Genomic DNA, 23,828 nt, shown 5'->3' with positions numbered 1-23,828 from the left:
AATGCAACAAATTACTAGATACCAATTGGATAACGACGGTACATATTCCGTCGTTGCCACTGGTGTTGAATTAGAGACTAGTCATACAGAGTTAATAGATAACGGTTACGTAGTAAACGCAGATGTGACTGTACCAGATAATAAATTACTTACTAATGACCAACGGAAAAAGATATTCGCGTTGTGTAGAGATATAGAACTGTATTGGGGAGAACCAGTAGAAGCATTGAGACAAAGATTTCAAACAGAACTAGAAATAATGAACGGCTATGACCGAATTAGTTTAAGGGACTGTACTAAGCGTGTAGCAAGTGAATTAATAGAATTAATCGTAGCGTTTATGTTCCATCATCAAGTACCTATGAGAGTTGAAACAAGCGAACTATTGCAAGGTGAAAAAGCAATGTTGTACTGGGCAACGGTCAATCGTAACTGTGTGATATGCGGTAGTCCTGGAAGTGATTTAGCTCATTATGAAACTGTAGGGCGTGGAATGAACCGTAAAACAATGAATCATTATGATAAACATGTACTTGCGTTATGTAGAAAGCATCATAATCAACAGCATGATATAGGTGTTAAATCATTCGATGATTTATATCACTTACAGAATAGCTGGATAGCAGTTGATGACAAATTAAATAGCATGTTAAGAGGTGAGAAACAATGAGCGATAGATTGATAGACATTACAGGTGGATACGGAAGTGTTTATAAGAAAGTTATGAAAGACACAGAATTGAGTATTGAAGCTAAAGCTATATATGCTTATCTAACTTCTTATGCAGGTGGTAAAGATACTGCTTTTCCTAGTGTTAGCCTAATATGTCACGAACTAAACATTAGCAAGAACAGATTTTATAACCATAGAAAAGAACTTGTTGAAAAAGAAATCATTTCTGTAAAAAGAGAAAGAACTGATAACGGGTTTAGCAAGAACATCTATACAATCAATCATCATTTCGTACGTCTCAATTTTGTAGACATACAAAACGTAGACATACAAAACGTAGACATACAAAACGTAGACATACAAAACGTAGACATACAAAACGTAGATATACAAAACGTAGATATACAAAATAAAGACACTAAGAATAACAGTACTAAGAATAACAATATTAAGAATAACAACAATAAGAATAATACTAGCGCAACTGACGTTACGCGTGAACGTTTTGAGAATTGGTGGAAACTTTATGATAAAAAGCTAGACAAGAAAAAAGCATTTAGCTTATTTAAATCAGCGCTAAAGAAACATAGTTATGAAACTATCATGGATGGAACTAGAGAGTACTTGAAGACTATTACTAATAAGAAGTATCAAAAGTACCCTAAAACATTTTTAAGTCAAGAAAGCTATATGAATGACTTTACAGAAGAAATAAACCCTACTGGACAAGACCAACTAGAACGTATGAAGTATGACTCTAGTTATTGGGATTAGGAGTGATTAAATGAAACGTATGTTAAGCCTTAGAATAACAGAAACGCTTAAACAATATGAAGCTAATGACGTAGAGAAAGGACTTTATTGTGAAAAGTGCGGTAACCGATATGATCTACACACATTTAGTAGTGGTTATGAATATCGTGATGGTTGTGAGTGTAGCATGATTGCAGCGGGCAAAGAAGCAGAAAGAAAACGTAAACAAAAAGCAGTTAATCGTATATTTAGTCAATCTAATGTAAATCACTCACTTAAAGATGTAACAGTAAATAATTATCAACCACAAAATCAAACACAAGAAGACGCTAAGCAGACAGCTATAGAGTACGTTAAAACATTTTCTATAGATGAATCTAAGAGTTTAATACTACAAGGCTCATATGGTACTGGAAAATCCCATTTAGCTTATGCCATAGCAAAAGCAATTAAAGCACAAGGTTATTCTGTAGCATTTATGCACATACCAATGTTAATGGACCGTATCAAAGCTACTTACAACAAAAATTCAGTAGAAACGACAGATGGACTCGTTAAGTTACTAAGTAATATAGATTTACTTGTATTAGACGATATAGGTGTAGAAAACACTGAACATACATTAAATAAACTATTCAGCATTGTAGATAACAGAGTAGGTAAAAATAATATATTTACTACTAACTTCAGCGATAAAGAATTAAATCAAAATATGAATTGGCAACGCATCAATTCAAGAATGAAACATAATTCAAGACAAGTGAGAGTTCTTGGTGATGATTACAGGGAGAGAGACGCATGGTAACAATTGATGAAATAAAACAAAACCTTGAATGTTCTGATGTGTACATTCAGAAAATGATTGAGTGGGCAAATGGAGACGAAAATAAGTTAGAGAGCTTATACTACTTCAAGCTTGCTGAACGTCAAATACGACCTGCTATTCAAGAGGTGAGGTAATTGGGGTTAAGCACTGAATATGATTTGAAAGATAGTACGGGTAAAGTGGTTGGTTCTGTTATACCACTTAACAATAAAACGAATAGGTTATTTGGATTGTATAAACGATATGGATTAGATGAATTCATCGTTACAGATAACAGATTAGAAAAAATAAAGAAGCATTTCAATTTAACTAGAGTAGATCAAACAAGCATATTTGATTTCATACAGGAGTGACGGAATGAGTAAATACAATGCTAAGAAAGTTGAGTGTAAAGGGATTGTGTTCGATAGCAAAGTTGAATGTGAGTATTACAAATACTTAGAAGGCCGAAAGTTTATTGATGGCTTTGATTATATTGAAGTGCAGCCAAGATATGAGTTGGTCCCTAATTTTGGTAAGCAACGAAAAGCTGAATACATTGCAGACTTTGCACTATGGAATGAGGATAAGTTGGTTGAAGTCATAGACGTTAAAGGAATGGCTACAGATACAGCTAAGTTGAAAGCTAAGTTATTCAGATACTTGTATCAAGATGTGACGTTAACGTGGATATGTAAAGCGCCTAAGTACACTGGCAAGGATTGGATAACATATGAAGATTTGATAAAGGCTAGACGAGAACGTAAGAAAGCAATGGAGTGATTCCGATGAATGAAGAAACAATCAGGATTAGATACAACGTGACATACGAGAAGTCTTATACTTTTCCGGCAAATGTTAATGATGAGGATTGTGAGATAGAGGAACGGATCTACAATGAAATGCCAATTAAAGAAGATGAATATACTGACGCAAAAGTGATTAGATTTGAAGAACCGACAATTATAGATAGAGGATTCTAGGAAGAATAAGAATGAACGTCAATTTAAGTAGAGCTAAAGATGATAAAGGTAACTTATGTTTCGTGATGATAGATGATAACGAAGAAGTGTTTGTGGATGTGGAAGATTATAAGGAAGCTAAGCAACTTGGTATCCATTACACGAGAATTAAACATCATGCTAAAAAAGGTAGACGACACTTAAAAAACTACATTAGAAAGTATGACCAACGTCAAGGTGTGGACAGACTCAATGCAGAGGACAAAGAGCGTGCTGAACGTAAGGTTGAGTTGGAAGAACATAAGCAGCGTAAGGAACAGGAACGCCTGCAGATGATAGAGGACGCTAAGCGTAGTAGTAAGTGGTTTGAACATTTAGCAGAGAATGATGTATTTCCGAAAGTGGTGAAGTAGATGAAGATTAGAGATTTAGATTTAGAGCAATATGTAATTGTGTATGACATTGGTAAGAGTGAGAACAATAATGGCATGACTGTTGTAGGACGTGTGGAAGAAATTGTGTTCAATGATGATGGAGAGAATGCAGCTACTATAAATTCGTTAGGTAACTTATACGATATTACAGACGATAACTACTTTGATTTGTGGACTAAGAGTATTGAGGATAAGACAGAGAGTGTGAGTATACAGAATAAAGAAACAGAAGAAATAGTATCAAGTGGTGAAGTGAAAGCAACTATTGATTTGAGTAATTCAGAGTTTGCACACTTGCGCCAATCCAACGACGTACAACAACGTAAGCGTAACGACACAGTCAACCACCCATCACATTATAACTATGGTGATATTGAAGTCATAAATTTCATAGAGCAGGTAACACAACATTACAATTCTAATGTAGCTTATCACATTGGTAATGCAATTAAGTATCTAGCACGTTCACCACACAAGAATGGTAAAGAAGATGTGGCAAAAGCTAAATGGTATATCGAACGTGCATATGATAAGTGGGATGTGAAGTAAATGACACCTAATGAAATACTACTAAAAAATTCAGACTTAATTGTTAAATCGTTATTTCAAAGAGCTGATAGAACATATAAACAATTCTTAAAGTATAGCAACACAAGTTATAACGCAGAAGTTGGTACAAGTAGATATTGGAAAGCAGTGGCTGGCACTGAACAGACACAAAGAGAAATAAAAGGATTAATTGAACAACTTAAAGCAATGGACGAATACACACAATGGAGCGAGAAGTTACATCAAGACAGATATAAGTTTATTGAGAAGTACGACATTGTAATGGAGAAATATAAATTATCATGATCCTATCAGATACTATAAAAGTTAAATATAAATTAAATACATGTGGGCTACAGACACATGAAATTGCAAAGTTACTACGTGATAAAGGTGTTAAAGGATTCGTAATATCTTCGAATGATAGAAGTGTAATCGTAGTAGTACCACGTGAGGATATAAAAGCGAATAGGAAGATAATGGAGGGGATTAGGAATGAAGATTAAACGTAAAGTACAGAAAACATTACCGCAATTGATTGAGTGGGCGAAGGAAAACGATATAAAAAATAAGATTTTTATTGGTAAACAAAATTATTACAATGTCGGTTTTGATATACATGGATTCATATATTTTAATAGCGGTAATACTATGCCACTTGACGAAACTTTCACAGTTACAACCGAAGAAGAAATTGATGAAGATACAGAGTTTAAAAGTATGGTCGAGGTAACCACAGACGACTTATTTGCTGTTTGGGAACACGCAAGTATTAGCACATGGAAAAATGAACACAGCAAAGAATTTCACGCATACATTGATGGCGAATTTAAATTAATTTGGACACATGAGAAAGGGTTGGTGGAGTAGATGGTACCGAAGTTTAGAGTGTATGAAACAGATCGTAAAGCTATGCACTATACAGATAAAGATTTAGTTGTATGTTTCTCTGATAACGGTGTAGATGTAATTGACCATACAACATTCAGTTCATCTTGTATGGATATAGATAATTTCGTACTCATGCAATCCACCGGACTTAAAGATAAGAACGGTGAGGACATATTTGAAGGTGATGTTGTTAAAACAAAATATGGTGAACATGGTAGACACATTGGTGTAGTTAAATACGGCGGTGCAAAATTTTATTCAGAAGGTGTTAAACAATATTTGTCATGGCATGAAGATTTAAACGGACTTTTTGAAATTATTGGTAATCAATTTGAACAACCTCATTTACTAGAAGGTGATAACGAATGAAACAATTCACAGTTTGGCTAGCAGTCGTAATCATACTGGCAATGATGCTATTGATAATGTGGGCAACTATGTAAAGGAGTGGTGAGGGTGACGGTTAAAAAATTAAAAACCATGTTAAATAATATCGGGTTGTATGTTGATGTGGAAATTAAAAAGCGCGGTGAAGTTAATCCTTTTGAAACAGAAACCTATCAATATGGCACAGTTTTAGAAGGTAATTCATGCAATGTAAAAAATTGACCCATCTTCAAAGTGTGGATTAACAAATCAAATAAAGTAACGATAAAAACCAGAGGCGTTCAAAAGAGTTTTGATATTCAAAATAAAGATGAATTGGTAAAAGAATTGAAAGGATTTGAAATCATATAAAGGAGTGATGGCGAGTGAGTACCTTAAAAGAGATTTGTAAAGAACAAACAGAAATGATAGATGAGATGCGTCAAAACATCAAAGAATTAACCGAAGAAAACGAGAAGCTATCAGAACAATATAACAAGATGCTGGAAGAACGAAACAGCCTTATAGACGATTTATCTTGGTATAAAGCAAAGGTTAGTAGGTTGGAACGTGAGAATGAGCGTTACGATATTGTGAGTGCAGAGAGTAAGGAAGAGGCTAGAGAGATTGCAAATAAACCTAAAGGGTTGTTAAGTGTAGTGCCATCTAGTTTTAATAACGGTCTTATTAGTAAAGCGTTATCGAAAGGTAACAAATATAGAAAGGACAGTGAGTGAATGAAATGTATATTTAAAACATTATTAATCATAGCACTATATGAACTAAGTAAAGAAGTAGCATATGAAATCATTATAAGAAAGCAAGCAAATGACATAGTAAATAACACACCAATGGATTATGAAATAGATGGATGGAAAAGATATTAAGGAGAGTAGAAGATGAAAAAAATAATATTAGCAGCATCATTATTATTAACAGTATTCTTAGGTGGTTGCACATGGCTGGATGATGCAAAGAAAGATCATGAGAGTGACACAAAAGGATTGGATAGAACAGTAACTGTATATAGTAAAACTGGAGAAGTAGTTAAACAGTATAAGGGAGACAATGTAAGAACTAAATATAATGACGGTGGCGCATTAGTTATTAATGTAGATGGCAAGCGTGTGCAAGTGATGAATAGCGATGTTGTGATAGAAGAAAAAGGTGCAGAGAAATATGAGGTGAGTAAGTGATGGGTGACGTTAACTTGATGGTGTGTGAAACATGTTAGTTATCACATGTATTGTATTAATAGTAATTGTTATCTTCTTGCTGTTGTCATACATAGGTATGCAAAGTCGTAATAAAGAGTTAGAACTAGATAACTTTATATTAAAAACTCAGATAGAACAAATGTTGAAAGAACAGTAACTGGAGGTAAGTCATGTATAATGCAGATCAAATAGAGGAAATGATATATGAATATCATTGGAGAAAGAATGTATTACTTGAAGAAGGTTATGAGTTAGATAGTAACTCTACTGCTCAGTATGGGGTTGAGTCTACTATGCCTAAAGCGCAAGGTGGAACGAGCGATAAAGTATTAGATATCGTGACACGTAATGATGTAATCTATAGAATATTGTATAAGCATATTGAAGTAGTAAGCTTTATTGATAAGTACGAATATCATATAGACAATGATAAGAATCTAAATATACTTTATGAAATTAAGAAAGGAAAGAGGCCTACAGAAATTAAGAAGATAATGAATATAGGTAGAACAAACTTTGAAAGTCGTATGACAGATATCGTGAATGTGTATCTTAATGAGCAAGATAAACACAATAAGCACAATCAACACAATCAACAAGATAAACACAATCAACACTAATTAGTAATCATCATTAGTATTTTATATAATATATTTATAGCGATAATGCTAGAATACAAATGGTACTAACAATTATAAATAAACAATACTATATTATATCGAGACACATCCATTCCGCGGGTGTGTTTCTTTTTGTGTAAGGTGATTCATCTATGGCATTAACCAAAGAAGAAAGAAGAATATTTTATAACAATAAGTCATGGAGAAATAAAAGAGAAGAGATAAAACGAAGAGACAATTATGAATGTCAAATGTGCAAAGCACAAGGGAAAGTTAATATAGATTACTATGAAAAGAACAAGAATGACAGAAAGAAAATAAAACTTGTTGTTCATCATAAGAAAGAATTAGAACATCATCCTGAATTAGCACTTGAAGATGACAATTTAGAAACGCTTTGTGTTGAATGTCATAACGAAATCCATGGAAGGAATTTTAAAAATTGGTTTCAACCAAAAAAGAAAAAATGGGATGACGAATTTTGGTAAACAAAAATAATTTTCATACATACCCCCGCCCAAAAATTTTTCGTTTAGAAAAGATTAAGGGAACCGGTGATAGGTAGTCTATATTCCACATTTGAAGTGTTTATTTCACACATAACCCCCCACCCCTATGCGAAAGAGAAAGAGGTGATTAATTTGGAGAATGACGAAAAGCATATAGAACACCAAGAAGAACGTGTTAAGGCTGAAACAGAGCGATTAAACAAGATATTTAAAGATATACCCCAAGATAGAATGAAAGTAGCACAGGGGCTTATTATTCAAGCTGCTAGGCTAAGAGTATTGTTAGATGATGCTTGGCTAGACATACAAACTAATGGTGATTATGAATTATTTACTCAATCAGAAAACACGCCTCCATATGAACGAGAGAGACCAGTAGCTAAACATTTTAATCAAAGAGATAGTTCTTATCAAAAAGTAGTTATGCAACTAACTAAATTATTACCAGAAGATGTAAAAGAAGAAATTAAAGAAGAAAGGAAAAGCTTATTATGACCTCAGTAAATAAATATGTGACACGTTATATAGATAAATATAAAAACGGTGAAATAACATTTAATAAAGAGCGACAATGGTTAGTCGAACACTTAGAGTTAAATATACTTTATCGAGAAGATTTATACTTTGATGAAGATCAAATAGAACGTTGTATTAAATTTATTGAGAAATTTTATTTTAAGTTACAACCTTTTCAAAAATTTCTTATTGCATTTGTATTTTTATTTGATGAAGAAGATGAACTTTATTTCGAACAATTTTTCTGGCTAGTTGCTCGTGGTGCTGGTAAAAATGGTCTGATAAGTGGACTATCTAACTATTTTATAAGTGAATTGCATGGTATAGCTAACTACGATGGTACAGTTGTTGCCAACACTGAAAAACAAGCTAAAACATCTTTTGAAGAAATGCATAGACAAATAACTAAGCATAATCTTTATAGTGGAAAAATAAACGATGTTGAAGGTGAAGGTTTCTTTGATTTAACAAAACAACGTATTACATCAGAAGTGACAGATAGTAAGTTTGAATATGCTACAAGTAACGCAGGAAGTAAAGATGGTGGACGTGAAGGATTTATAATTTATGATGAAGTTCATAGATATGAAAATAACGATATTGTAGATGTATTTTCTAGTGGACTTGGAAAAGTTAAGCACCCTAGGGAATTTTTTATTGGAACTGATGGCTTTGTTAGAGAAGGATTTTTAGATAAATTAAAAGATCGTTCAATGGATATTCTAAAAGGTCAATCACCTAATGACAGACTTTTTCCATTCATTTGTCGCATAGATGATGAAGAAGAAATGTCTACACCAGAATCCTGGAGTAAAGCAAACCCTATGTTTGAAGAACCGATAAGCGATTATGGCAAACGATTATATCGTAAAGTTCTTAATCAATATCATGATTTAGAACATAGTCCAAGTGGTCGTGAAAACTTTATGACTAAACGAATGAATTATCCAGAAGTTGATTTAGCAAAAGTTGTTGCAAGTTATGAAGACATATACGCTACTAATCAAGAAATTCCTTTATTAAAAAATAAAACAGCTATAGCTGGTTTAGACTTTGGTAGTATAAAAGACTTTGCAGCTGTTGGTTTATTGTTCAAACAAGGTGATGATGTTATTTGGATTAGTCATTCTTTTGCTAGAAAACAATATTTAGACCAAGCTAATCTTCAACCGCCAATAAAAGAATGGGAAAGACAAGGATTATTAACAATTGTAGATGAACCTTCTATTAACCCGATTCATATTATTGACTGGTTTAAAAAAATGAGAGAAAAATATGCTATTCAAATGGTTGTAGCAGATAACTTTAGAATGGATTTATTGAGACCTTATTTTGAAGGCGCTGGATTTGATATAGAAGTATTAAGAAACCCTAGAGGTGTACACAGTCTTTTAGCGCCGAGAATAGAAACGCTATTTGCAAATCATCGAGTAATATTTGGAGATAATCCATTAATGCGTTGGTATACAAATAATGTTGCTGTTGAAGTTAAAAAAGATGGGAATAAAGAATTTGTTAAAAAAGATGAACACCGTCGTAAGACTGATGGATTTCACGCTTTTCTGCATGCTTTGTATAAATTAGATGAATTACAAGAAGTTGATTTAGATAAAGCATTTGATTTATTAGATAAACTTGATTTCTAGTTAGGAGGTGGTTAATTGGGTATATTTGCAGATGCATTCAAAAGAAATATAGAACTTAGAGATGCTTTAGATTTAGATTTAGCTGACGATCCTGCAAGCAGAGGGTATTTAAAGAGAATTGCTTTAGAAACATGTATAAACTTTATCGCAAGGACATTTAGTCAATCTGAATTTTGGGTTAAAGATAAAAACAAACTATTAAAGAATAAAATTTATTATAAATTGAACGTTAAACCTAATACAGATTCTAGTGCAACTGATTTTTGGCATAAGGTTATATATAAATTAGTATATGACAACGAAGTTTTAATTATTAAAACTGATTCTGATGATTTAGTTGTAGCAGATGATTTCTATAGAGAAGAATATACTTTGTACGAAGATTTGTTTAAAGATGTCGTTATAAAAGATTATCAATTTAAAAGGTCTTTTAAAATGAGTGAAGTTATATATATGAATTATAACAACGATAAATTACAAAAATTTGTTAATAGTCTGTTTTCTGATTATGGTGAATTATTTGGTCGTATGATGGATACACAATTAAGAAAAAATCAAATACGAGGGCTATTAAGAGTAGAGAATGGCGGCGGTGAAATATCAGAAAAGCAAATGAGTAGATTGCAAAAGTTTGCTAATAAAATATACGATAAATTTAAAAATAATAATGTGGCTATTGTTCCAGAAGTATCAGGATTTCAATATGAAGACTTAACTAAAAGTGATGGTTCAAAAGGAACTGATAATGGAGCAGAGAATATTCAAAAAGTAAAAAAACTATTTATTGATGATGTAGCTAAAATTATTGGTATTCCACCTAATTTAATACATGGTGATGTTTCTGATTTAGCAAATGCTATGGAAGCTTACATTGATTTTTGTATTAACCCACTTATTTCAAAAATAGAAGATGAATTAAATAGTAAGTTATTTAGCGAAAATGAATTTTTAAATGGAAAACGTATAGAAGTTGCTGGTATAAACAAAGTTGATCCAATCAAGAATGCAGAAAAAGTCGATAAATTAATATCTTCAAGTGCAGCAAAACAAAATGAAGTGCGTGAAATGCTCGGTCTCGAACCTGTAGAAGGTGGAGACCGTTTTATTTTGACTAAAAATTATAAGAAAGAAGGAGAAAATACATTGAAAGGGGGTGAGGAAAATGACGAGTAAGGAGGAATTGATGAAAGCGAGCGCTAAATATCAATTTAAAAACGAAGCAAAAGATAGCGGGGTCATACTCACTCTTTCAGGTCCTATTGCCAAACCATCAATATTTGCTGATGAAACAATTAATAGTGCTGATATCGCTGAAGTTTTAGATGATGTAGACAAAGATATTACAATACGACTTAATTCTCCAGGTGGAGATGCATTTGAAGGCATAGAGATTTATAACTACTTGAAAAACCACCCATCTAACATAACTGTTGAAATCACTGCTTTAGCAGCAAGCGCAGCATCTATTATAGCAATGGCTGCCGATGAAACTGTTATGGGTAAAGGCGCTTCAATTATGGTTCATGAAGCTTCAACTATAGCAATAGGTAATAAATCAGAAGTGAAAAAAACAGTGAATGCATTAGAAACTATTGATGAATCTATCGTTGATATTTATGCAGAAAAAACAAATTTATCGCGTGATGAAATTGTAAATCTTATGGAAGAAGAAACTTGGTTCACGGCACAAAAAGCAGTTGAAAAAGGATTTGCCAACCGTACTAAAGATGTATCTGATATACCTAAAGGAAATAGTGATAACAAGCAAAACATTTCAAATCAACAAATTAACAATGAGATGAGAGATGCAATTGTTAATTTGACTAATGAATTTGCCTCTTTAAAAGAGAAGTTACCTACAGAAAACAAAAAGAAACGAAAATACTTATAGGAGTGAATAATTATGACAATTAAATTTAAAGATGACGTTGATAAAAACGTGAAAAACTTGCGCGAAGAATATTTTGAAGCAGTGCGCAATGAAGCAGAACAAGAGGTAGTCGAACAAAAATATAACAATTATATGGCAGCATTTTCAGACGGATTACGTGATGAAGTATTAAAACAAGCGCGTGATGAAGTGAATAACACTACTAGTGATAACCAAATTAGAATGAACCGTGGGAATAATGTTTTAACTGCTGAAGAAAATAGATTCTTCACTAATTTAGTTGAAGATGATGCAGATTTAGATACTTACAAAGAAGGTGTTATTTTACCAGAGACTACCGTTGTGCGTGTTTTTGAAGATATGCAAAAAGCTCGTCCGTTATTATCAAAAATCAATTTCCGTTTAGCTGGTATTAAAACACGTATGATTGTAGGAGACCCTAGCGGTGCAGCAATTTGGGGAGAAATATTTGGTAAAATTCAAGCTAATTTCAAAGAGTTAAATTTTTCTCAAAACAAATTAACTGCGTTTGCCATTGTACCTAAAGATATGTTGGACTTTGGTCCGCAATGGGTTGAACGTTATGTTCGTACACAATTATCTGAAGCAATGGCATTGAAATTAGAAGAAGGTATTGTTTTAGGCAAAGGCGCTGCGTCTAACGAACCATATGGATTAACGAAAGACCTTATTATTGATGATGAAGGAAAGATTACAGGAGCGAAAGACAAAGAAACAACTGGAACTTTAACTTTTGAAGATGCTAAAACGACAGCTAATGAGCTTGCTGGAGCGTTAACAACACTTTCTACTAAAGAAAACGGTTCGAAAGTCGATGTATCTTCTGGTGTAGCTTTAGTAGTAAATCCTGCAGACCAGTTTTATGTTAAAGCTCAAAACACAATGCAAACAGTGAATGGAGCATGGGTTACATCGTTACCGTTTAATGTTGATGTTACGACTTCTGAATTCATTCAAGAAGATAAAGCGTTATTTGTAGTAGGTAATCGTTACTATGCTGTTCAAACTGGACAAGTAAATATTAAGTCATATGATCAGACGTTAGCTTTAGAAGATGCTGATGTTTTTATTGCTAAACAAAATGCTCATGGTTTACCAGATGATAATAAGGTGGCTTTATTATATGACTTGAAATTAGATGGTAAGCCAAGTAAAGATTCAGAAAATGAAACGCCCTAACCGTCCCCAAAAGGTAGAAGTGGCAGTAAATAGTAAATCTGCCACTATTTATGCTGAATAGGGGTTGGTTAATAGAAAAGTGAAAGAGGTGGTTAATTGATTGCGAATGAACATGTGGAAGAAATGAAAAAACGCTTGAAAATATTTCATGCAGCAGAGAATGAGCATATCGAATCATTACTAAAACAATCATATGAAGATATTAGCTATCGATGCCAAAGTTTCGTTATGAATGAATCATTAAGAGGTGCTGAACTTGTTTATGAACGTACTAGATACGCATATAATGATTTATTAGAATTCTTCCATGAAAACTTTATATCTCAAATAACTTCTTTTGCATTAGAAAATATGGAGGATGAAGATTATGAAGAATAATTTCAAACCTCCTGAATTAGGTAATGGAGATTTAAGGACACCAGTAACGTTTTATGAACTTGTTAAAAAGGGACCTTATCCAGACGATTTAGAGAAAAGTGAATTACATTCATGCATGGCAGAAACTTATAGTCCTTCAATGAAAGACAAAGAAGTTCTAAATGTAAATGAAACACAATATGGTCTAACAATAGCAATAAGAGACCCTCTACAATCATATACACCTAATAATAAACATAGCGTTGAAGTTGAAGATTTTAGGTTGGAAAAGAATTTATTCAATATATACGATGTGCGATTTGATAAACCCGAAAGAGGTTTTATTACGGTGGTGTTAGGCGAAAAATGAGTAAATATAAAAAGAAAGGTATATACGATGTGAAAATCGAGGGCGAAAAAGAGATAATGAAAAAGATGGAAGCGAAATTTGGTCAAAAAGCGATGCAGGCAAAGAATGATAAAGCTTTAATTGAAGCATCTGATTTTTTAAAACAAGAGTTGAAATATCAATTCGAAGAATTTAGAGATACAGGTGCTACCATTCAAGAAATGAAGCGAGGGAATCCTGAAACGGTCGGTGGTCAACGACGGATTATGATTCATTGGGAAGGTCCTAAGGAAAGAAAAAATATCATTCATCTTAATGAACATGGCTATACACGAAACGGTAAAAAGTATACACCACAAGGGTACGGTGTCATTGCCAAAACGTTAGATGCATCACAAACCAAGTATCGTGGCATTATACGAAGAGAGTCGAACAAAAAATGAATATACTCAAATATATTACGAATATCATTATTAACGACCCTATCCTTGCATCAGAAGTCAATAATCGTATTTATTATTACGAAGTAACAGAAGTTGATGATACGAGTGAAGCATTTGTCGTTTTAACACCAATATTAGATCGCCCAAGCACATATGTTTCTGATAAATACCTTTCGGAAACATATTTTTTTCAAGTTGATGTTGAAGCTTATAACCATCAACAAACCATAAATATAACTAAACGTATTCGTTATTTACTATCAAATGTAAATTTAAGTCAAGCATCATCACAATTAGATGACTATTTTAAAGCAACGCAAAGGTATGTGATGTCACGTAGATATCGTGGTATACCTAAAAATCAATATTACAAAGGTGAACGTGTCGAATAGATGCGTTCTTTTTAATTCAAGGAGGAAAAATTATGGCAGTAGTAGGATTTGAAAAAGTACATGTAGGTATTTTTGATGAAGATGAAAAAATTAAACAGTTAATGACATGGAAAGACGCAAAAGGGGGTACGGTCAACCTTAATATTTCAGGATTAGCCCCTGAAAAAGTTGAAATGCGTGCGTCAAATAAGACCGTATGGTCTAAAAAGCAAGGAACAGGTGAAGTTCAATCAGAACTTGATGTGTTTAATGTGCCAGACAAAGATTTAGATGCTGTTTTAGGTCGTGATGTGGCCGATAACGGTACTTCATGGGTTGGCGAAAAAACACGTGCGCCTTATGTTGCGTTAATTGGTGAATCAGAAGATTTATTATCAGGCGAACCTGTATATCTTGCATTAACTAAAGGGACAATGAGTCTTGAATCTATCGAATGGAAGACAACGCCAAAAGAAGCAGAAGAACCAGAACCACAACAACTGACAGGTGATTGGATTGCACGTACTATTAATGGTGAATCACGTACTTATGGTTATCATGTTGGTAAAGAAGGGTCAGAAGAATTGTTCCAAAGTGTATTCCCTGGTTACGAAAATGTTGGAGAAGGCGAAATGCCAGACAATGACAATTCAAACGATAACGAAGCAGTAGAAACACCCTAAGGCACCCCAAAATGTAGGAGTAACAGCTAAAAGTAAGTCGGCTGTTATTTCTGCAGAATAGGGGTTTTTTAATGAAAACAGAAATGGAGGTAATAAAATGGCAGACATTTTAAATATTTATAAAGGTGATGAAGTTATCGCAAGCGCTGAACGTAATGAAGATGGCAATGCGATAGTGACAGTAGAAGGTTTAGAAGCAAATACGGAATATGAAGCAGGTACGTTTCAAGCTACTTTTAAAAATGAGCATGGCGAATCGCCGAAAACTAACGTGCCAGCCTTCAAAACCAATCCAATTAAGGTAACAGGCGTTACCTTAGACCAAACAGAATTAGAATTAGATGTAGACGGTACAGTGACACTACAAGCCTCTGTAGCACCAACTACAGCAACAGATAAATCAGTCGCATTCACTTCATCTGATGACACAATCGCTAAAGTAGATAGAGAAACTGGAGAAGTAACAGGTGTTGCGCCAGGAACAGCCGATATTGTAGCAACTACGATTGATGGTAATAAAACAGCAACAACAACAGTTACAGTAACAGAGAACACACCAGATGAACCAGATAATGTAGAAGTAGATGCAAATGAAAATGATGCAGATGTATCAGCAGAATAAATAAACAAGGCGACCGAAGTCGCCTATTTTTGTATACAAAAATAATTCAATTAAAGGAGATAATCACATGATCAAATTTGAAATTAAAAACGAAGAAACAGGTAAAGTAGAAAGTTACTTAAAAGAAGAAATCAAAATGGGAGAAGCAGAACGTTTTTATGAATGGATGGAAAATCGTGAAAAAGAAGTAAATAAAGAAAAAGCAGATATGAAAAAAGTTAGAAAAATGGAACGTGATTATTTAGTTAGTTTGTTTGAAAAACAAGGTTTAACAGAAGAAGACGTTTTAAACAACATGGGTACAAAAACATATTCTTATGTATTAGGTGAAATATTTCGAGAAATCAGCGGTGAAGATGAAACAGATTCAGAAGATGAAACAAGCGAAGAGGGAAAGACAGAAGAACAAGCTCAATAAAAGAAATTTTATCGAACATTAGAAATCTACAACATTTTTGTATGAAGGAATTTGGGTGGACTTTAACAGAGGTTAGAGAACAACCATATCTTAAATTGTTGGCAATTTTAAAAGCAGATGACAAACAAGATGAACAACAAACTAAGTCTAAAAAAGAAAAAGAAGTTATCAAAGGTAAAGGCATAATTAAACTATTGAATGGATAGGTAAGAAGGGAGGTATACATATTTGGATAATATTCAAGGTTACGCGATAAAGAATACCATGGATAACACAGGCATAGAACAAGGCATGAAAGGTCTTAAACGCCAGATGGGTGTATTAGGTTCAGAAGTTAAAGCGAATATGTCTAGTTTCGGTAAAGCTGAGAAGTCTGTACAAAAGTACCAAACACGTCTTGATGGGCTTAATAATAAAATGAAAGTCCAAAAGAAAATGTACGATCAAGCCAAAACGGATTTAAATAACGTTAAAAGCGCTTATGAAAAAGCATCGAACAGTATTAAACAACAAGAACAAAAAGTTAGAGAGCTTGCCGAAGCACACAAGAAACAAGATAATGCGATGCGCAAATCTAATCAAGAAATGAAAAAATCTAATAATGAATTAGACAACGCTAAAAAGAAACAATCGTTATTAAGTGCTGAAAAGGCTAAAGCTAAAACCAAATTAGATGACTTACGTTCTGCAGAAAGACGCTTAAAAGAATCAGGTAAAGCTTCTACGGAACAAATTAAGCAAGCTTCAAATGCGACTAAACAACAACGTGAAGTCCATCAAAAACTCATTGCAAGTCATAAAGAAGAAACGGCTAATGTTAAGAAGTTAACACAGTCTCATAAAGGCATTACAGAAGAGAATAAAAAGGTTAAAGCTTCTTATAAACAGTCTAATGACGCAGTAAAAACAGCTGAAAAAGAATATGATAAACTTTCTAAAACGATTAAAGACTATCCGAAAGACTTAGCCAAAGCTGAAAAAGCTGTGAATAATGAAAAAGCTTCAATGAATGGGTTACAAAAAAGTATTAATAAAACTGAACAAGAGCTAAAGCAAATGAATAAACAACAGATGGTCGCTAATAGCTCATTCACAAAACAAGCTGACCATTTAGACAAAATGTCAGAGAAGTATGGCAAGATGTCCCAAAACATGCGTTCAGTGGGACGTAATATGTCTATGTATGTAACAACCCCGATTGCTGGCGCTATGGGTTATGCTGGTAAATTAGGTGTTGAATTTGATGACGGTATGCGTAAAGTACAAGCTGTCTCAGGCGCTACGGGTAAAGATTTAGACGCGTTGAAAGCTAAAGCACGTGAAATGGGCGCAACAACTAAATTCAGTGCGACAGATAGTGCAGAAGCTATGAACTACATGGCTATGGCTGGTTGGAAATCACAAGATATGATGGGTGGCTTGCCAGGTATTATGGATTTAGCTGCTGCATCAGGTGAAGAATTAGGCACTGTTTCTGATATTGTTACCGATGGTTTAACGGCATTTGGGCTAGAAGCTAAAGATAGTGGTCATTTTGCAGATGTTTTAGCGTCAGCTAGTGCGAATGCGAATACTAATGTACAAATGATGGGTGAAGGCTTTAAATATGCAGCGCCTGTTGCTGGTGCGTTAGGTTATAGTATCGAAGATACTTCAACAGCAATTGGATTAATGAGTAATGCAGGTATTAAAGGCGAAAAAGCTGGTACAGCATTACGTACGATGTTTACGAACCTTTCAAAACCAACTGCAGCTATGAAAACGAAGATGGATGAACTTGGTTTATCTATTACAGATAGTAACGGCGAGATGCTACCAATGCGTGATGTTTTAGATCAATTACGTGATAAATTTAGTGGTTTATCTAAGGACCAACAAGCTGCAACTGCAAGTACAATATTCGGTAAAGAAGCAATGAGCGGTGCATTAGCTGTTATTAATACTTCTCAAGAAGACTATGACAAACTAGCTAATTCTATTGATAACAGTGAAGGTTCTGCTAAGAAAATGGGCGACACAATGGAAAAAGGCTTAGGTGGTAGTTTAAGAGAATTAAAATCAGCCGCAGAAGAACTTGGTTTATCAGTTTTTGAAACTATCCAACCTGCTTTATCGGGTATGGTCGGTGGTTTGAAATCAACGGTTGATTTCTTAAACGATTTACCTAAAGGCGCAAAAGTAGCTAGTGTCGCTATTGCAGGTGTAGCTGCCGCGATTGGTCCCGTAACGTTAGGTGTTGGGCTATTATTAAGAGCAGTTCAAGCAGCAGCTGGAGGTTATGCTCAACTTAACAGACGTATGGCTGAAAATTCTGCAGAAGCAGCAATTAATGCAGGCGCAACTAAAGCGAATGCAGGTGCCATTGCCACATCAGGTAAGAGTGCTAAGGGTTCAGCAGGGTTATTTGGTCGCTTTGGTAAAACAGCAGGTAAAGCTACTGGTAAAGTCAATTTGTTAGGCAAAGGTGCTAAACTTTTAGGTAATGGTGTTAAATTCTTAAGTGGTCCCATTGGTTTGGCTATCACAGGTGTTACGTTGTTAGGTGGTGCATTCACAAAAGCTTATAATAATGTGGATTGGTTTAAAAAGGGCATTGATGGTTTGCTTGATGTTGTTAAAACATTTGGTGGCGGTGCTATTGAGCAACTCAAAAACCTTGGTGGTTGGTTCTCGAAAACAGGTAGTAAAATCAAAGAAACTTTCTTCGATGAAATGAAACAAGGCTATAAAGACTTAGACGATGACGATTTATTAAAACAAGCTGGCGATGGCTTTAAAAAATTCATGGATAAAGTTGGTACAGCTTCAGATAAAGCAACCGATACAACTAAAGTTTTAGGCAAAGGTGTTTCTAAAGAAACTGAAAAAGCGTTAGATAAATATGTGAAGTATTCAGAAGAAACGACACGTATTTTATCAGATATTAAATTAAATCACGGTAAAATCACAGATGATATGCGTGAACAACTTGAAACATCCGTACGTAAAGGCGGAGAAGAAGCCTTAAAACAAACGAAAAAGCATAACCAAAAAATGACTGATGAATTGAAAGATATGCTTGAAAATAGTGAAGCATTTACGGCTCAAGAAAAGCAAGATATGATTCAAAAGAATCAAGAAGCATCTGATGAAAAAGTTAGACGACTTGAACAGCTTAACCAAGAAATCGAAGAATTAGAGCTCAAACAGTTTAACGACGGTAAACTCACAGCGCAAGAAGAAAAAGATTTAAAAGCTAAACTAGAAGAACGTACTAATATTACGACTAAAGCTTTAGTTAAAGGCCAAAAAGAACAACAAGTGATTTTATCAAGAATGAACGCAAACACAGGTGCTATTGATACCCAAGAAGCAAGTGACGCAATTAAAGATGCAGTCAAGGCAGAGAAAAAAGTTAAAAAAGAAGCAAAAAAACAACGTGATGATGATATTGGTCAAGCTGATGATTTACTTGATTATGAAGTAATTGATCAAAAAGAACATGATAAAAGAGTCAAAGAAGCCAAAGGTAACTATGATGAAGCTATTGACACTATCGAGGGGAAAACTGGTGAAATACGTAAATCAGTTAAAAAGAACAATAAAGATATAGCGGATGACATAGATTTATCTAGTGGTCATGTTTATTCTAATTCTGAAAAATGGTATAAAAAAACGAAAAATTTTATAAAAGATGATTGGAATAGTTTTTGGCAAGATGTAGGTTCACAAGCTTCTGGAATTGGCACTTGGATAGGCGATCAAACCGATGAAATTATTGGAGCTTTCAAAAAAGGTTGGGGCAAAGTTGAAGATATTGGCGATGCCGTTTCTTCTTGGCAAGAAAATATTTCTGAAGCTGGCGAAGATATCAAAGGTGGCTTTGACTCACTCACAGGTTGGTTTTCTGAACAAGGTCAGGAATTCTGGGATGCACTTCAAGATGGCTGGAACATTGCCATAGAAAATGGCGGAGATTTATGGAATTCTTTAACAGGTTGGTTGTCTGAAAAGTGGAAAAGTAGCAAAGAATGGTTCTCTCAAAAAGGCGGTCATATTTGGTCTAACATTAAATCAGGTTGGAATAATGCGCTTGAAACTGGAGGCAATCTCTGGTCATCGATTACTAATAAACTAGGTGAAACTTGGGAAAATACCAAGGGTTGGTTTAGTGAAAAAGGCCGAAATATCCAACAATCATTCAAAAATGGTTGGAATTCAGCTTGGGATACAGCCGGTAATATTTGGGGCAAAGTGACTAAAGGCGTGTCTGATACCTGGGAAAACGTGAAGACATCAACCCGTGATAAACTCGAAGAAGCTAAAGATATTGCGACAGGTAAAACAAAAGGTATTTGGAAAAATACATCTAAATGGTTTGGTGATACTTACAATACAGCGAAAGATAAAGTGACAGGCGTTTATACTAAAACGCGAGATAAATTTACAGACGCTGCAGGTAAAGTATGGGATAAATCCAAATCAGCATATGATGGCACGAAAAAATGGTTTGGTGAAACTTATGAGAAAGCTAAAACCAAGGTCACAGGTGTTTATAATCAAGCAAAAGGTAAATTTACCGATACCGCTAGTACAGCTTGGGATAAATCTAAATCTACGTGGAAAGGCACAAGCAAATATTTCGGTCAAGCTTATAGTTCTGTTAAAACTAATGTAAGTAACATGTGGGGCAAAGCTAAAACAAGTTTCGGTAATATTGCTGGTGAAGGCTGGAAAAAAGCGAAGTCTGTTTATAAAGGTTTCAAAAAATGGCTAGGCGATACACTACAATGGATTAAAGATATTGGTAAAGATATGGGTAGCGCTGCTAGTGAATTAGGTAAAACCGTTGCCAACAAAGCTGTAGATGGATTAAATGGTATGATTGGCGGGGTTAATAAGATATCTAAAGCTATTACAGATAAGAATCTAATAGAAAAAATCCCACATTTATCAACAGGAACTTACGATGGTTCTTCTGTTGCTACAGATTCAAATGGTGGTTTAAGACAACGTACCATGGCTCTTGTGAATGATAAGGGCTCTGGCAATGCACCAGGAGGTGGCGTTCAAGAAATAATCGAACGCAAAAATGGTTCTTTATACGCACCTAAAGGGCGAAATGTAGTCATGCCCTTAGAATCTGGTGATATAGTTCATAACGCAAATGACACAAAACGCTATCAAGATATGGGTTTGATTCCGAGATTTAGTAAAGGATCTAAGAAGAAGAAGAAAAATCAATTCGATTATCTTAAAGAAGCAGGTAGTGGAATAGTCAAAGAGACAGGCAAAAAACTTGGAGACGGTTACCACAGCACAAAAGAGGGAGTCAAAGATGCTGGCAAAGCTGTAAAAGCTGGTGGAGAGGTATTAGTAGATAAAGGTAAAGATACCACTAGTTGGTTAGGGGATAAAATTGGCGATGTTTGGGACTATGTAAAAAATCCAGGTAAATTAGTAGAAAAGATGATTGGTCATATAAGTTTTGGGAAAGAAAACAAAACTATGGAAATGGCTGGACTAGCATTTAGTAGTCTTAAAAAATCCTTAGTAGACAAAGTTAAGTCTTGGTTTGAAGAAGCTGAAGGCGGAGACGGAGATGCTGGATGGTTATTTAAACATGATATATGGCAGAAATTCGGAGCTTATACAGGTGGATTAGGATTTAATGGTGGACAACATTTCGGTGTCGATTTTGGTATGCTCCCTGGGACTCCTGTTAAAGCCGTAGCAGGTGGTAAAGTTTCTAAAGTTTGGAATGACTTTGGTGGCGGTAAATCAATGGAAATTGATTTAGGCAATGGCTTAACTAACTGGTATATGCACTTGAACGAACAACTCAAGAAAAAAGGCGATAAAGTAGGTGTAGGCGATTTAATCGCTAAATCAGGTAACACTGGTAACTTCACAGCTGGTAGTGGACATCTTCACTTCCAACTTAATAAGAACGGTAAACCACAAGCTAACGTATTAGAGTGGTTGAAAGGCTTAGGTGGTGGAGGTAAGAAGAAAGCAGCTAGTAAATGGGCACCAGAGATTAAGAAAGCTGCTAATCGTATGAACGTATCCCTTAAAGGAAATGATTTAAAAAATATCATCTCACTTATTAATGCTGAGTCTAGCGGTAATGCAGGAGCAGTACAAAATGGTGTAGATGATGTTAACTCAAGGAACGGCAATCCTGCACAAGGTTTACTACAGTATGTACCTAACACATTTAAATCATACGCTATGAAAGGTCATGGAAATATTAAATCGGGTTATGACCAATTACTGGCTTTCTTTAATAACAAATATTGGAGAAGTCAATTTAATCCCAATGGCGGTTGGTCACCAAATGGACCAAGAAAATATGAAAATGGTGGGATTTCTACTACACATAAACTTGCTGAAATTAGTGAAAGAAACAGAGCTGAAGCTATCATTCCACTTCATAAATCTAAACGTAACCGTGCAGTTGGCTTAATGGAAAAAGCTATGACAGCAATTGGTATGGATAATGGCTCTGCGAATGTCACAGTTAATAACGATAATTCAACAATTGAGAAAATGCTAAGTCAGCTTGTAAGAGTGAATGATCAAAACAATAAACTTACACAGACAATTATCAAACTGTTAAGCAATCAAAAACAAGGTTCACCTAAAGATGCAGCGAATATCATTTCTCAAATTTTAGGAGAAGATATGAGAATGGCTAGCTTTAATCAAGGAGGTTAATGATGATAGACGGCAGATGGTTAAAAATTATTGATGAAAATGGAACAAAGGATATCAATGAGTATATAAGTAGATTTATTTTTCTTGATGCTAAAGCCTCTTACCCTGTATCAGTCGAAGACAGTATAACTATGAAAGGAGTAGATGGTGAGCTACCAAGTGTAGCCTCATTTGCTCCTTTTAATTTAATGGTTAAGTTTGGCTTTGATGGTATCGACGAAATAGATATTAATTTAATGGAACAAAAACTTAGAAACATATTTTACAAAAGAACACCTTATTATATCGTAACCTCTGATAATCCAGGCATTAAGTATAAAGTTAATAATCCAGATATGAATCCAGACTACGCAGATTTTTCGACAACTCGTTTTGAAATGACTTTCAGCGTCAAAGATGGATATTCAGAATCATATTTAAAAACAGATGAAATGAGTTTATCGAATCAAAATGATTGGCAATTCGGCAATGGTTATCTAGCATTTGATGAATCAGATGACTTCCATCATAGAACGAAAAAGTTTCGTATTTATAATGGGTCGTCAGACACAATTGATCCAACACTGCGACACACTTTAAATATAACTGTACATGCCAATGCTCCGAAAGGATTTAAAATTAGAAGTTTAACCACAGGTGATGAATTTGAATATACTGGTAATTTGGGCTACACAGACACATTCATGTTGAAAGGTGTATATCCGGTTAAAAATGGTAGTCGTGTAGGTACAGATACCAATATGAGTTGGCTTACATTAGAAAAAGGATTTAATTATTTTATAGTTGAAGGCGAAGGTTTATCAGATTTTGATATAACTTTCTCTTTCAACTTTATTTATAGGTAGGTGAAAAGAA

At 34.4% G+C, this 23,828-nt stretch carries 35 protein-coding genes; all 35 read left to right on the top strand.

Features of this window, described 5'->3' with window-relative positions:
- Position 1: 1 nt before the first annotated feature.
- The 35 genes from ACP3TL_RS05495 (at position 2) to ACP3TL_RS05325 (ending at position 23,818) form a co-directional block, all read left to right on the top strand.
- The gene (locus ACP3TL_RS05495; protein ID WP_285325608.1) at positions 2 to 670 is read left to right on the top strand and encodes a putative HNHc nuclease; all 669 of its coding nucleotides are present in this window, start codon (positions 2 to 4) and stop codon (positions 668 to 670) included.
- The gene (locus ACP3TL_RS05490; RefSeq protein WP_285336713.1) at positions 667 to 1,446 is read left to right on the top strand and encodes a helix-turn-helix domain-containing protein; all 780 of its coding nucleotides are present in this window, start codon (positions 667 to 669) and stop codon (positions 1,444 to 1,446) included. The genes ACP3TL_RS05495 and ACP3TL_RS05490 overlap by 4 nt, the downstream gene beginning before the upstream one ends.
- A gap of 10 nt (positions 1,447 to 1,456) precedes the next feature.
- Positions 1,457 to 2,230: an ATP-binding protein gene (locus tag ACP3TL_RS05485; RefSeq protein WP_285325610.1), complete on the top strand. Its 774-nt coding sequence runs from the start codon at positions 1,457 to 1,459 to the stop codon at positions 2,228 to 2,230.
- Positions 2,224 to 2,385, top strand: a complete 162-nt coding sequence (locus ACP3TL_RS05480; protein ID WP_165349546.1) for a hypothetical protein — start codon at positions 2,224 to 2,226, stop codon at positions 2,383 to 2,385. The genes ACP3TL_RS05485 and ACP3TL_RS05480 overlap by 7 nt, the downstream gene beginning before the upstream one ends.
- Positions 2,386 to 2,604: a hypothetical protein gene (locus ACP3TL_RS05475; protein ID WP_103170003.1), complete on the top strand. Its 219-nt coding sequence runs from the start codon at positions 2,386 to 2,388 to the stop codon at positions 2,602 to 2,604.
- A 4-nt stretch (positions 2,605 to 2,608) separates the two neighbouring features.
- Positions 2,609 to 3,013, top strand: a complete 405-nt coding sequence (locus ACP3TL_RS05470; RefSeq protein WP_285325611.1) for a DUF1064 domain-containing protein — start codon at positions 2,609 to 2,611, stop codon at positions 3,011 to 3,013.
- Positions 3,010 to 3,213, top strand: coding sequence for a protein kinase family protein (locus tag ACP3TL_RS05465; protein WP_285336714.1), 204 nt, complete (start codon positions 3,010 to 3,012; stop codon positions 3,211 to 3,213). The genes ACP3TL_RS05470 and ACP3TL_RS05465 overlap by 4 nt, the downstream gene beginning before the upstream one ends.
- Positions 3,214 to 3,224: 11 nt before the next feature.
- Entirely contained in the window at positions 3,225 to 3,605 is a 381-nt protein-coding gene (locus ACP3TL_RS05460) for a hypothetical protein (RefSeq protein ID WP_285325613.1), read from the top strand.
- Positions 3,606 to 4,175: a DUF3310 domain-containing protein gene (locus tag ACP3TL_RS05455; protein WP_285325614.1), complete on the top strand. Its 570-nt coding sequence runs from the start codon at positions 3,606 to 3,608 to the stop codon at positions 4,173 to 4,175. It begins immediately after the preceding gene.
- Positions 4,176 to 4,481, top strand: a complete 306-nt coding sequence (locus tag ACP3TL_RS05450; RefSeq protein ID WP_285325615.1) for a DUF1140 family protein — start codon at positions 4,176 to 4,178, stop codon at positions 4,479 to 4,481. It abuts the gene before it with no gap.
- A complete protein-coding gene (locus ACP3TL_RS05445) occupies positions 4,478 to 4,681 on the top strand; it encodes a hypothetical protein (protein WP_285325616.1) in 204 nt (67 codons plus the stop codon). The genes ACP3TL_RS05450 and ACP3TL_RS05445 overlap by 4 nt, the downstream gene beginning before the upstream one ends.
- Positions 4,671 to 5,045 carry a hypothetical protein gene (locus ACP3TL_RS05440; RefSeq protein WP_285325617.1) on the top strand — a complete coding sequence of 125 codons (375 nt, stop codon included), beginning with the start codon at positions 4,671 to 4,673 and terminating at the stop codon, positions 5,043 to 5,045. The genes ACP3TL_RS05445 and ACP3TL_RS05440 overlap by 11 nt, the downstream gene beginning before the upstream one ends.
- On the top strand, positions 5,046 to 5,435 hold the full coding sequence (locus tag ACP3TL_RS05435; RefSeq protein ID WP_285325618.1) for a YopX family protein: 390 nt from the start codon (positions 5,046 to 5,048) through the stop codon (positions 5,433 to 5,435).
- Positions 5,436 to 5,522: 87 nt separating this feature from the next.
- Positions 5,523 to 5,675, top strand: coding sequence for a hypothetical protein (locus ACP3TL_RS05430; protein WP_285325619.1), 153 nt, complete (start codon positions 5,523 to 5,525; stop codon positions 5,673 to 5,675).
- Positions 5,676 to 5,818: 143 nt separating this feature from the next.
- Positions 5,819 to 6,169, top strand: coding sequence for a hypothetical protein (locus ACP3TL_RS05425; protein ID WP_285325620.1), 351 nt, complete (start codon positions 5,819 to 5,821; stop codon positions 6,167 to 6,169).
- Entirely contained in the window at positions 6,170 to 6,319 is a 150-nt protein-coding gene (rinB, locus tag ACP3TL_RS05420; RefSeq protein ID WP_158256559.1) for a transcriptional activator RinB, read from the top strand.
- A gap of 12 nt (positions 6,320 to 6,331) precedes the next feature.
- Entirely contained in the window at positions 6,332 to 6,628 is a 297-nt protein-coding gene (locus ACP3TL_RS05415; RefSeq protein WP_225518486.1) for a DUF5052 family protein, read from the top strand.
- Positions 6,629 to 6,659: 31 nt separating this feature from the next.
- Positions 6,660 to 6,806: a hypothetical protein gene (locus tag ACP3TL_RS05410; RefSeq protein WP_225518487.1), complete on the top strand. Its 147-nt coding sequence runs from the start codon at positions 6,660 to 6,662 to the stop codon at positions 6,804 to 6,806.
- Positions 6,807 to 6,819: 13 nt separating this feature from the next.
- Positions 6,820 to 7,269, top strand: coding sequence for a hypothetical protein (locus ACP3TL_RS05405; RefSeq protein WP_225518489.1), 450 nt, complete (start codon positions 6,820 to 6,822; stop codon positions 7,267 to 7,269).
- Between the two features lie 152 nt (positions 7,270 to 7,421).
- Positions 7,422 to 7,757, top strand: a complete 336-nt coding sequence (locus ACP3TL_RS05400; protein WP_285325622.1) for an HNH endonuclease — start codon at positions 7,422 to 7,424, stop codon at positions 7,755 to 7,757.
- A gap of 153 nt (positions 7,758 to 7,910) precedes the next feature.
- Complete coding sequence (locus ACP3TL_RS05395) at positions 7,911 to 8,273, top strand: hypothetical protein (protein ID WP_285325623.1); 363 nt, start codon at positions 7,911 to 7,913, stop codon at positions 8,271 to 8,273.
- Positions 8,270 to 9,940 carry a terminase large subunit domain-containing protein gene (locus ACP3TL_RS05390; RefSeq protein WP_285325624.1) on the top strand — a complete coding sequence of 557 codons (1,671 nt, stop codon included), beginning with the start codon at positions 8,270 to 8,272 and terminating at the stop codon, positions 9,938 to 9,940. Before ACP3TL_RS05395 ends, ACP3TL_RS05390 begins: the two co-directional genes overlap by 4 nt.
- Before the next feature lie 15 nt (positions 9,941 to 9,955).
- Complete coding sequence (locus tag ACP3TL_RS05385) at positions 9,956 to 11,113, top strand: phage portal protein (RefSeq protein WP_285336715.1); 1,158 nt, start codon at positions 9,956 to 9,958, stop codon at positions 11,111 to 11,113.
- Entirely contained in the window at positions 11,103 to 11,831 is a 729-nt protein-coding gene (locus ACP3TL_RS05380) for a head maturation protease, ClpP-related (protein WP_285325626.1), read from the top strand. Before ACP3TL_RS05385 ends, ACP3TL_RS05380 begins: the two co-directional genes overlap by 11 nt.
- Positions 11,832 to 11,843: 12 nt before the next feature.
- Positions 11,844 to 13,031 (top strand): phage major capsid protein, encoded by a 1,188-nt coding sequence (locus tag ACP3TL_RS05375; protein WP_285325627.1) that lies wholly within the window; start codon positions 11,844 to 11,846, stop codon positions 13,029 to 13,031.
- A gap of 96 nt (positions 13,032 to 13,127) precedes the next feature.
- On the top strand, positions 13,128 to 13,409 hold the full coding sequence (locus tag ACP3TL_RS05370; protein ID WP_285325628.1) for a phage gp6-like head-tail connector protein: 282 nt from the start codon (positions 13,128 to 13,130) through the stop codon (positions 13,407 to 13,409).
- Complete coding sequence (locus ACP3TL_RS05365; protein ID WP_285325629.1) at positions 13,399 to 13,758, top strand: hypothetical protein; 360 nt, start codon at positions 13,399 to 13,401, stop codon at positions 13,756 to 13,758. Before ACP3TL_RS05370 ends, ACP3TL_RS05365 begins: the two co-directional genes overlap by 11 nt.
- Complete coding sequence (locus tag ACP3TL_RS05360; protein ID WP_285325630.1) at positions 13,755 to 14,180, top strand: hypothetical protein; 426 nt, start codon at positions 13,755 to 13,757, stop codon at positions 14,178 to 14,180. The genes ACP3TL_RS05365 and ACP3TL_RS05360 overlap by 4 nt, the downstream gene beginning before the upstream one ends.
- On the top strand, positions 14,177 to 14,572 hold the full coding sequence (locus ACP3TL_RS05355) for a hypothetical protein (RefSeq protein WP_285325631.1): 396 nt from the start codon (positions 14,177 to 14,179) through the stop codon (positions 14,570 to 14,572). The genes ACP3TL_RS05360 and ACP3TL_RS05355 overlap by 4 nt, the downstream gene beginning before the upstream one ends.
- A gap of 32 nt (positions 14,573 to 14,604) precedes the next feature.
- Positions 14,605 to 15,234: a major tail protein gene (locus ACP3TL_RS05350; RefSeq protein ID WP_285325632.1), complete on the top strand. Its 630-nt coding sequence runs from the start codon at positions 14,605 to 14,607 to the stop codon at positions 15,232 to 15,234.
- A 97-nt stretch (positions 15,235 to 15,331) separates the two neighbouring features.
- Positions 15,332 to 15,856, top strand: a complete 525-nt coding sequence (locus tag ACP3TL_RS05345) for an Ig-like domain-containing protein (protein WP_069795783.1) — start codon at positions 15,332 to 15,334, stop codon at positions 15,854 to 15,856.
- A 67-nt stretch (positions 15,857 to 15,923) separates the two neighbouring features.
- Positions 15,924 to 16,274 carry a phage tail assembly chaperone G gene (gpG, locus tag ACP3TL_RS05340; RefSeq protein WP_285325633.1) on the top strand — a complete coding sequence of 117 codons (351 nt, stop codon included), beginning with the start codon at positions 15,924 to 15,926 and terminating at the stop codon, positions 16,272 to 16,274.
- A gap of 41 nt (positions 16,275 to 16,315) precedes the next feature.
- The gene (locus tag ACP3TL_RS05335; RefSeq protein WP_285325634.1) at positions 16,316 to 16,480 is read left to right on the top strand and encodes a hypothetical protein; all 165 of its coding nucleotides are present in this window, start codon (positions 16,316 to 16,318) and stop codon (positions 16,478 to 16,480) included.
- Positions 16,481 to 16,502: 22 nt separating this feature from the next.
- Positions 16,503 to 22,973, top strand: coding sequence for a phage tail tape measure protein (locus tag ACP3TL_RS05330; protein WP_285336716.1), 6,471 nt, complete (start codon positions 16,503 to 16,505; stop codon positions 22,971 to 22,973).
- A gap of 2 nt (positions 22,974 to 22,975) precedes the next feature.
- The gene (locus tag ACP3TL_RS05325; protein ID WP_285325636.1) at positions 22,976 to 23,818 is read left to right on the top strand and encodes a phage tail domain-containing protein; all 843 of its coding nucleotides are present in this window, start codon (positions 22,976 to 22,978) and stop codon (positions 23,816 to 23,818) included.
- Positions 23,819 to 23,828: the final 10 nt, after the last annotated feature.

It is taken from the genome of Staphylococcus caseorum, assembly GCF_049943195.1.
Lineage (GTDB): Bacteria > Bacillota > Bacilli > Staphylococcales > Staphylococcaceae > Staphylococcus > Staphylococcus equorum_A.
The sequence above is the reverse complement of the archived record's forward strand: the minus strand, read 5'-3'. Positions and strand labels throughout refer to the sequence as shown.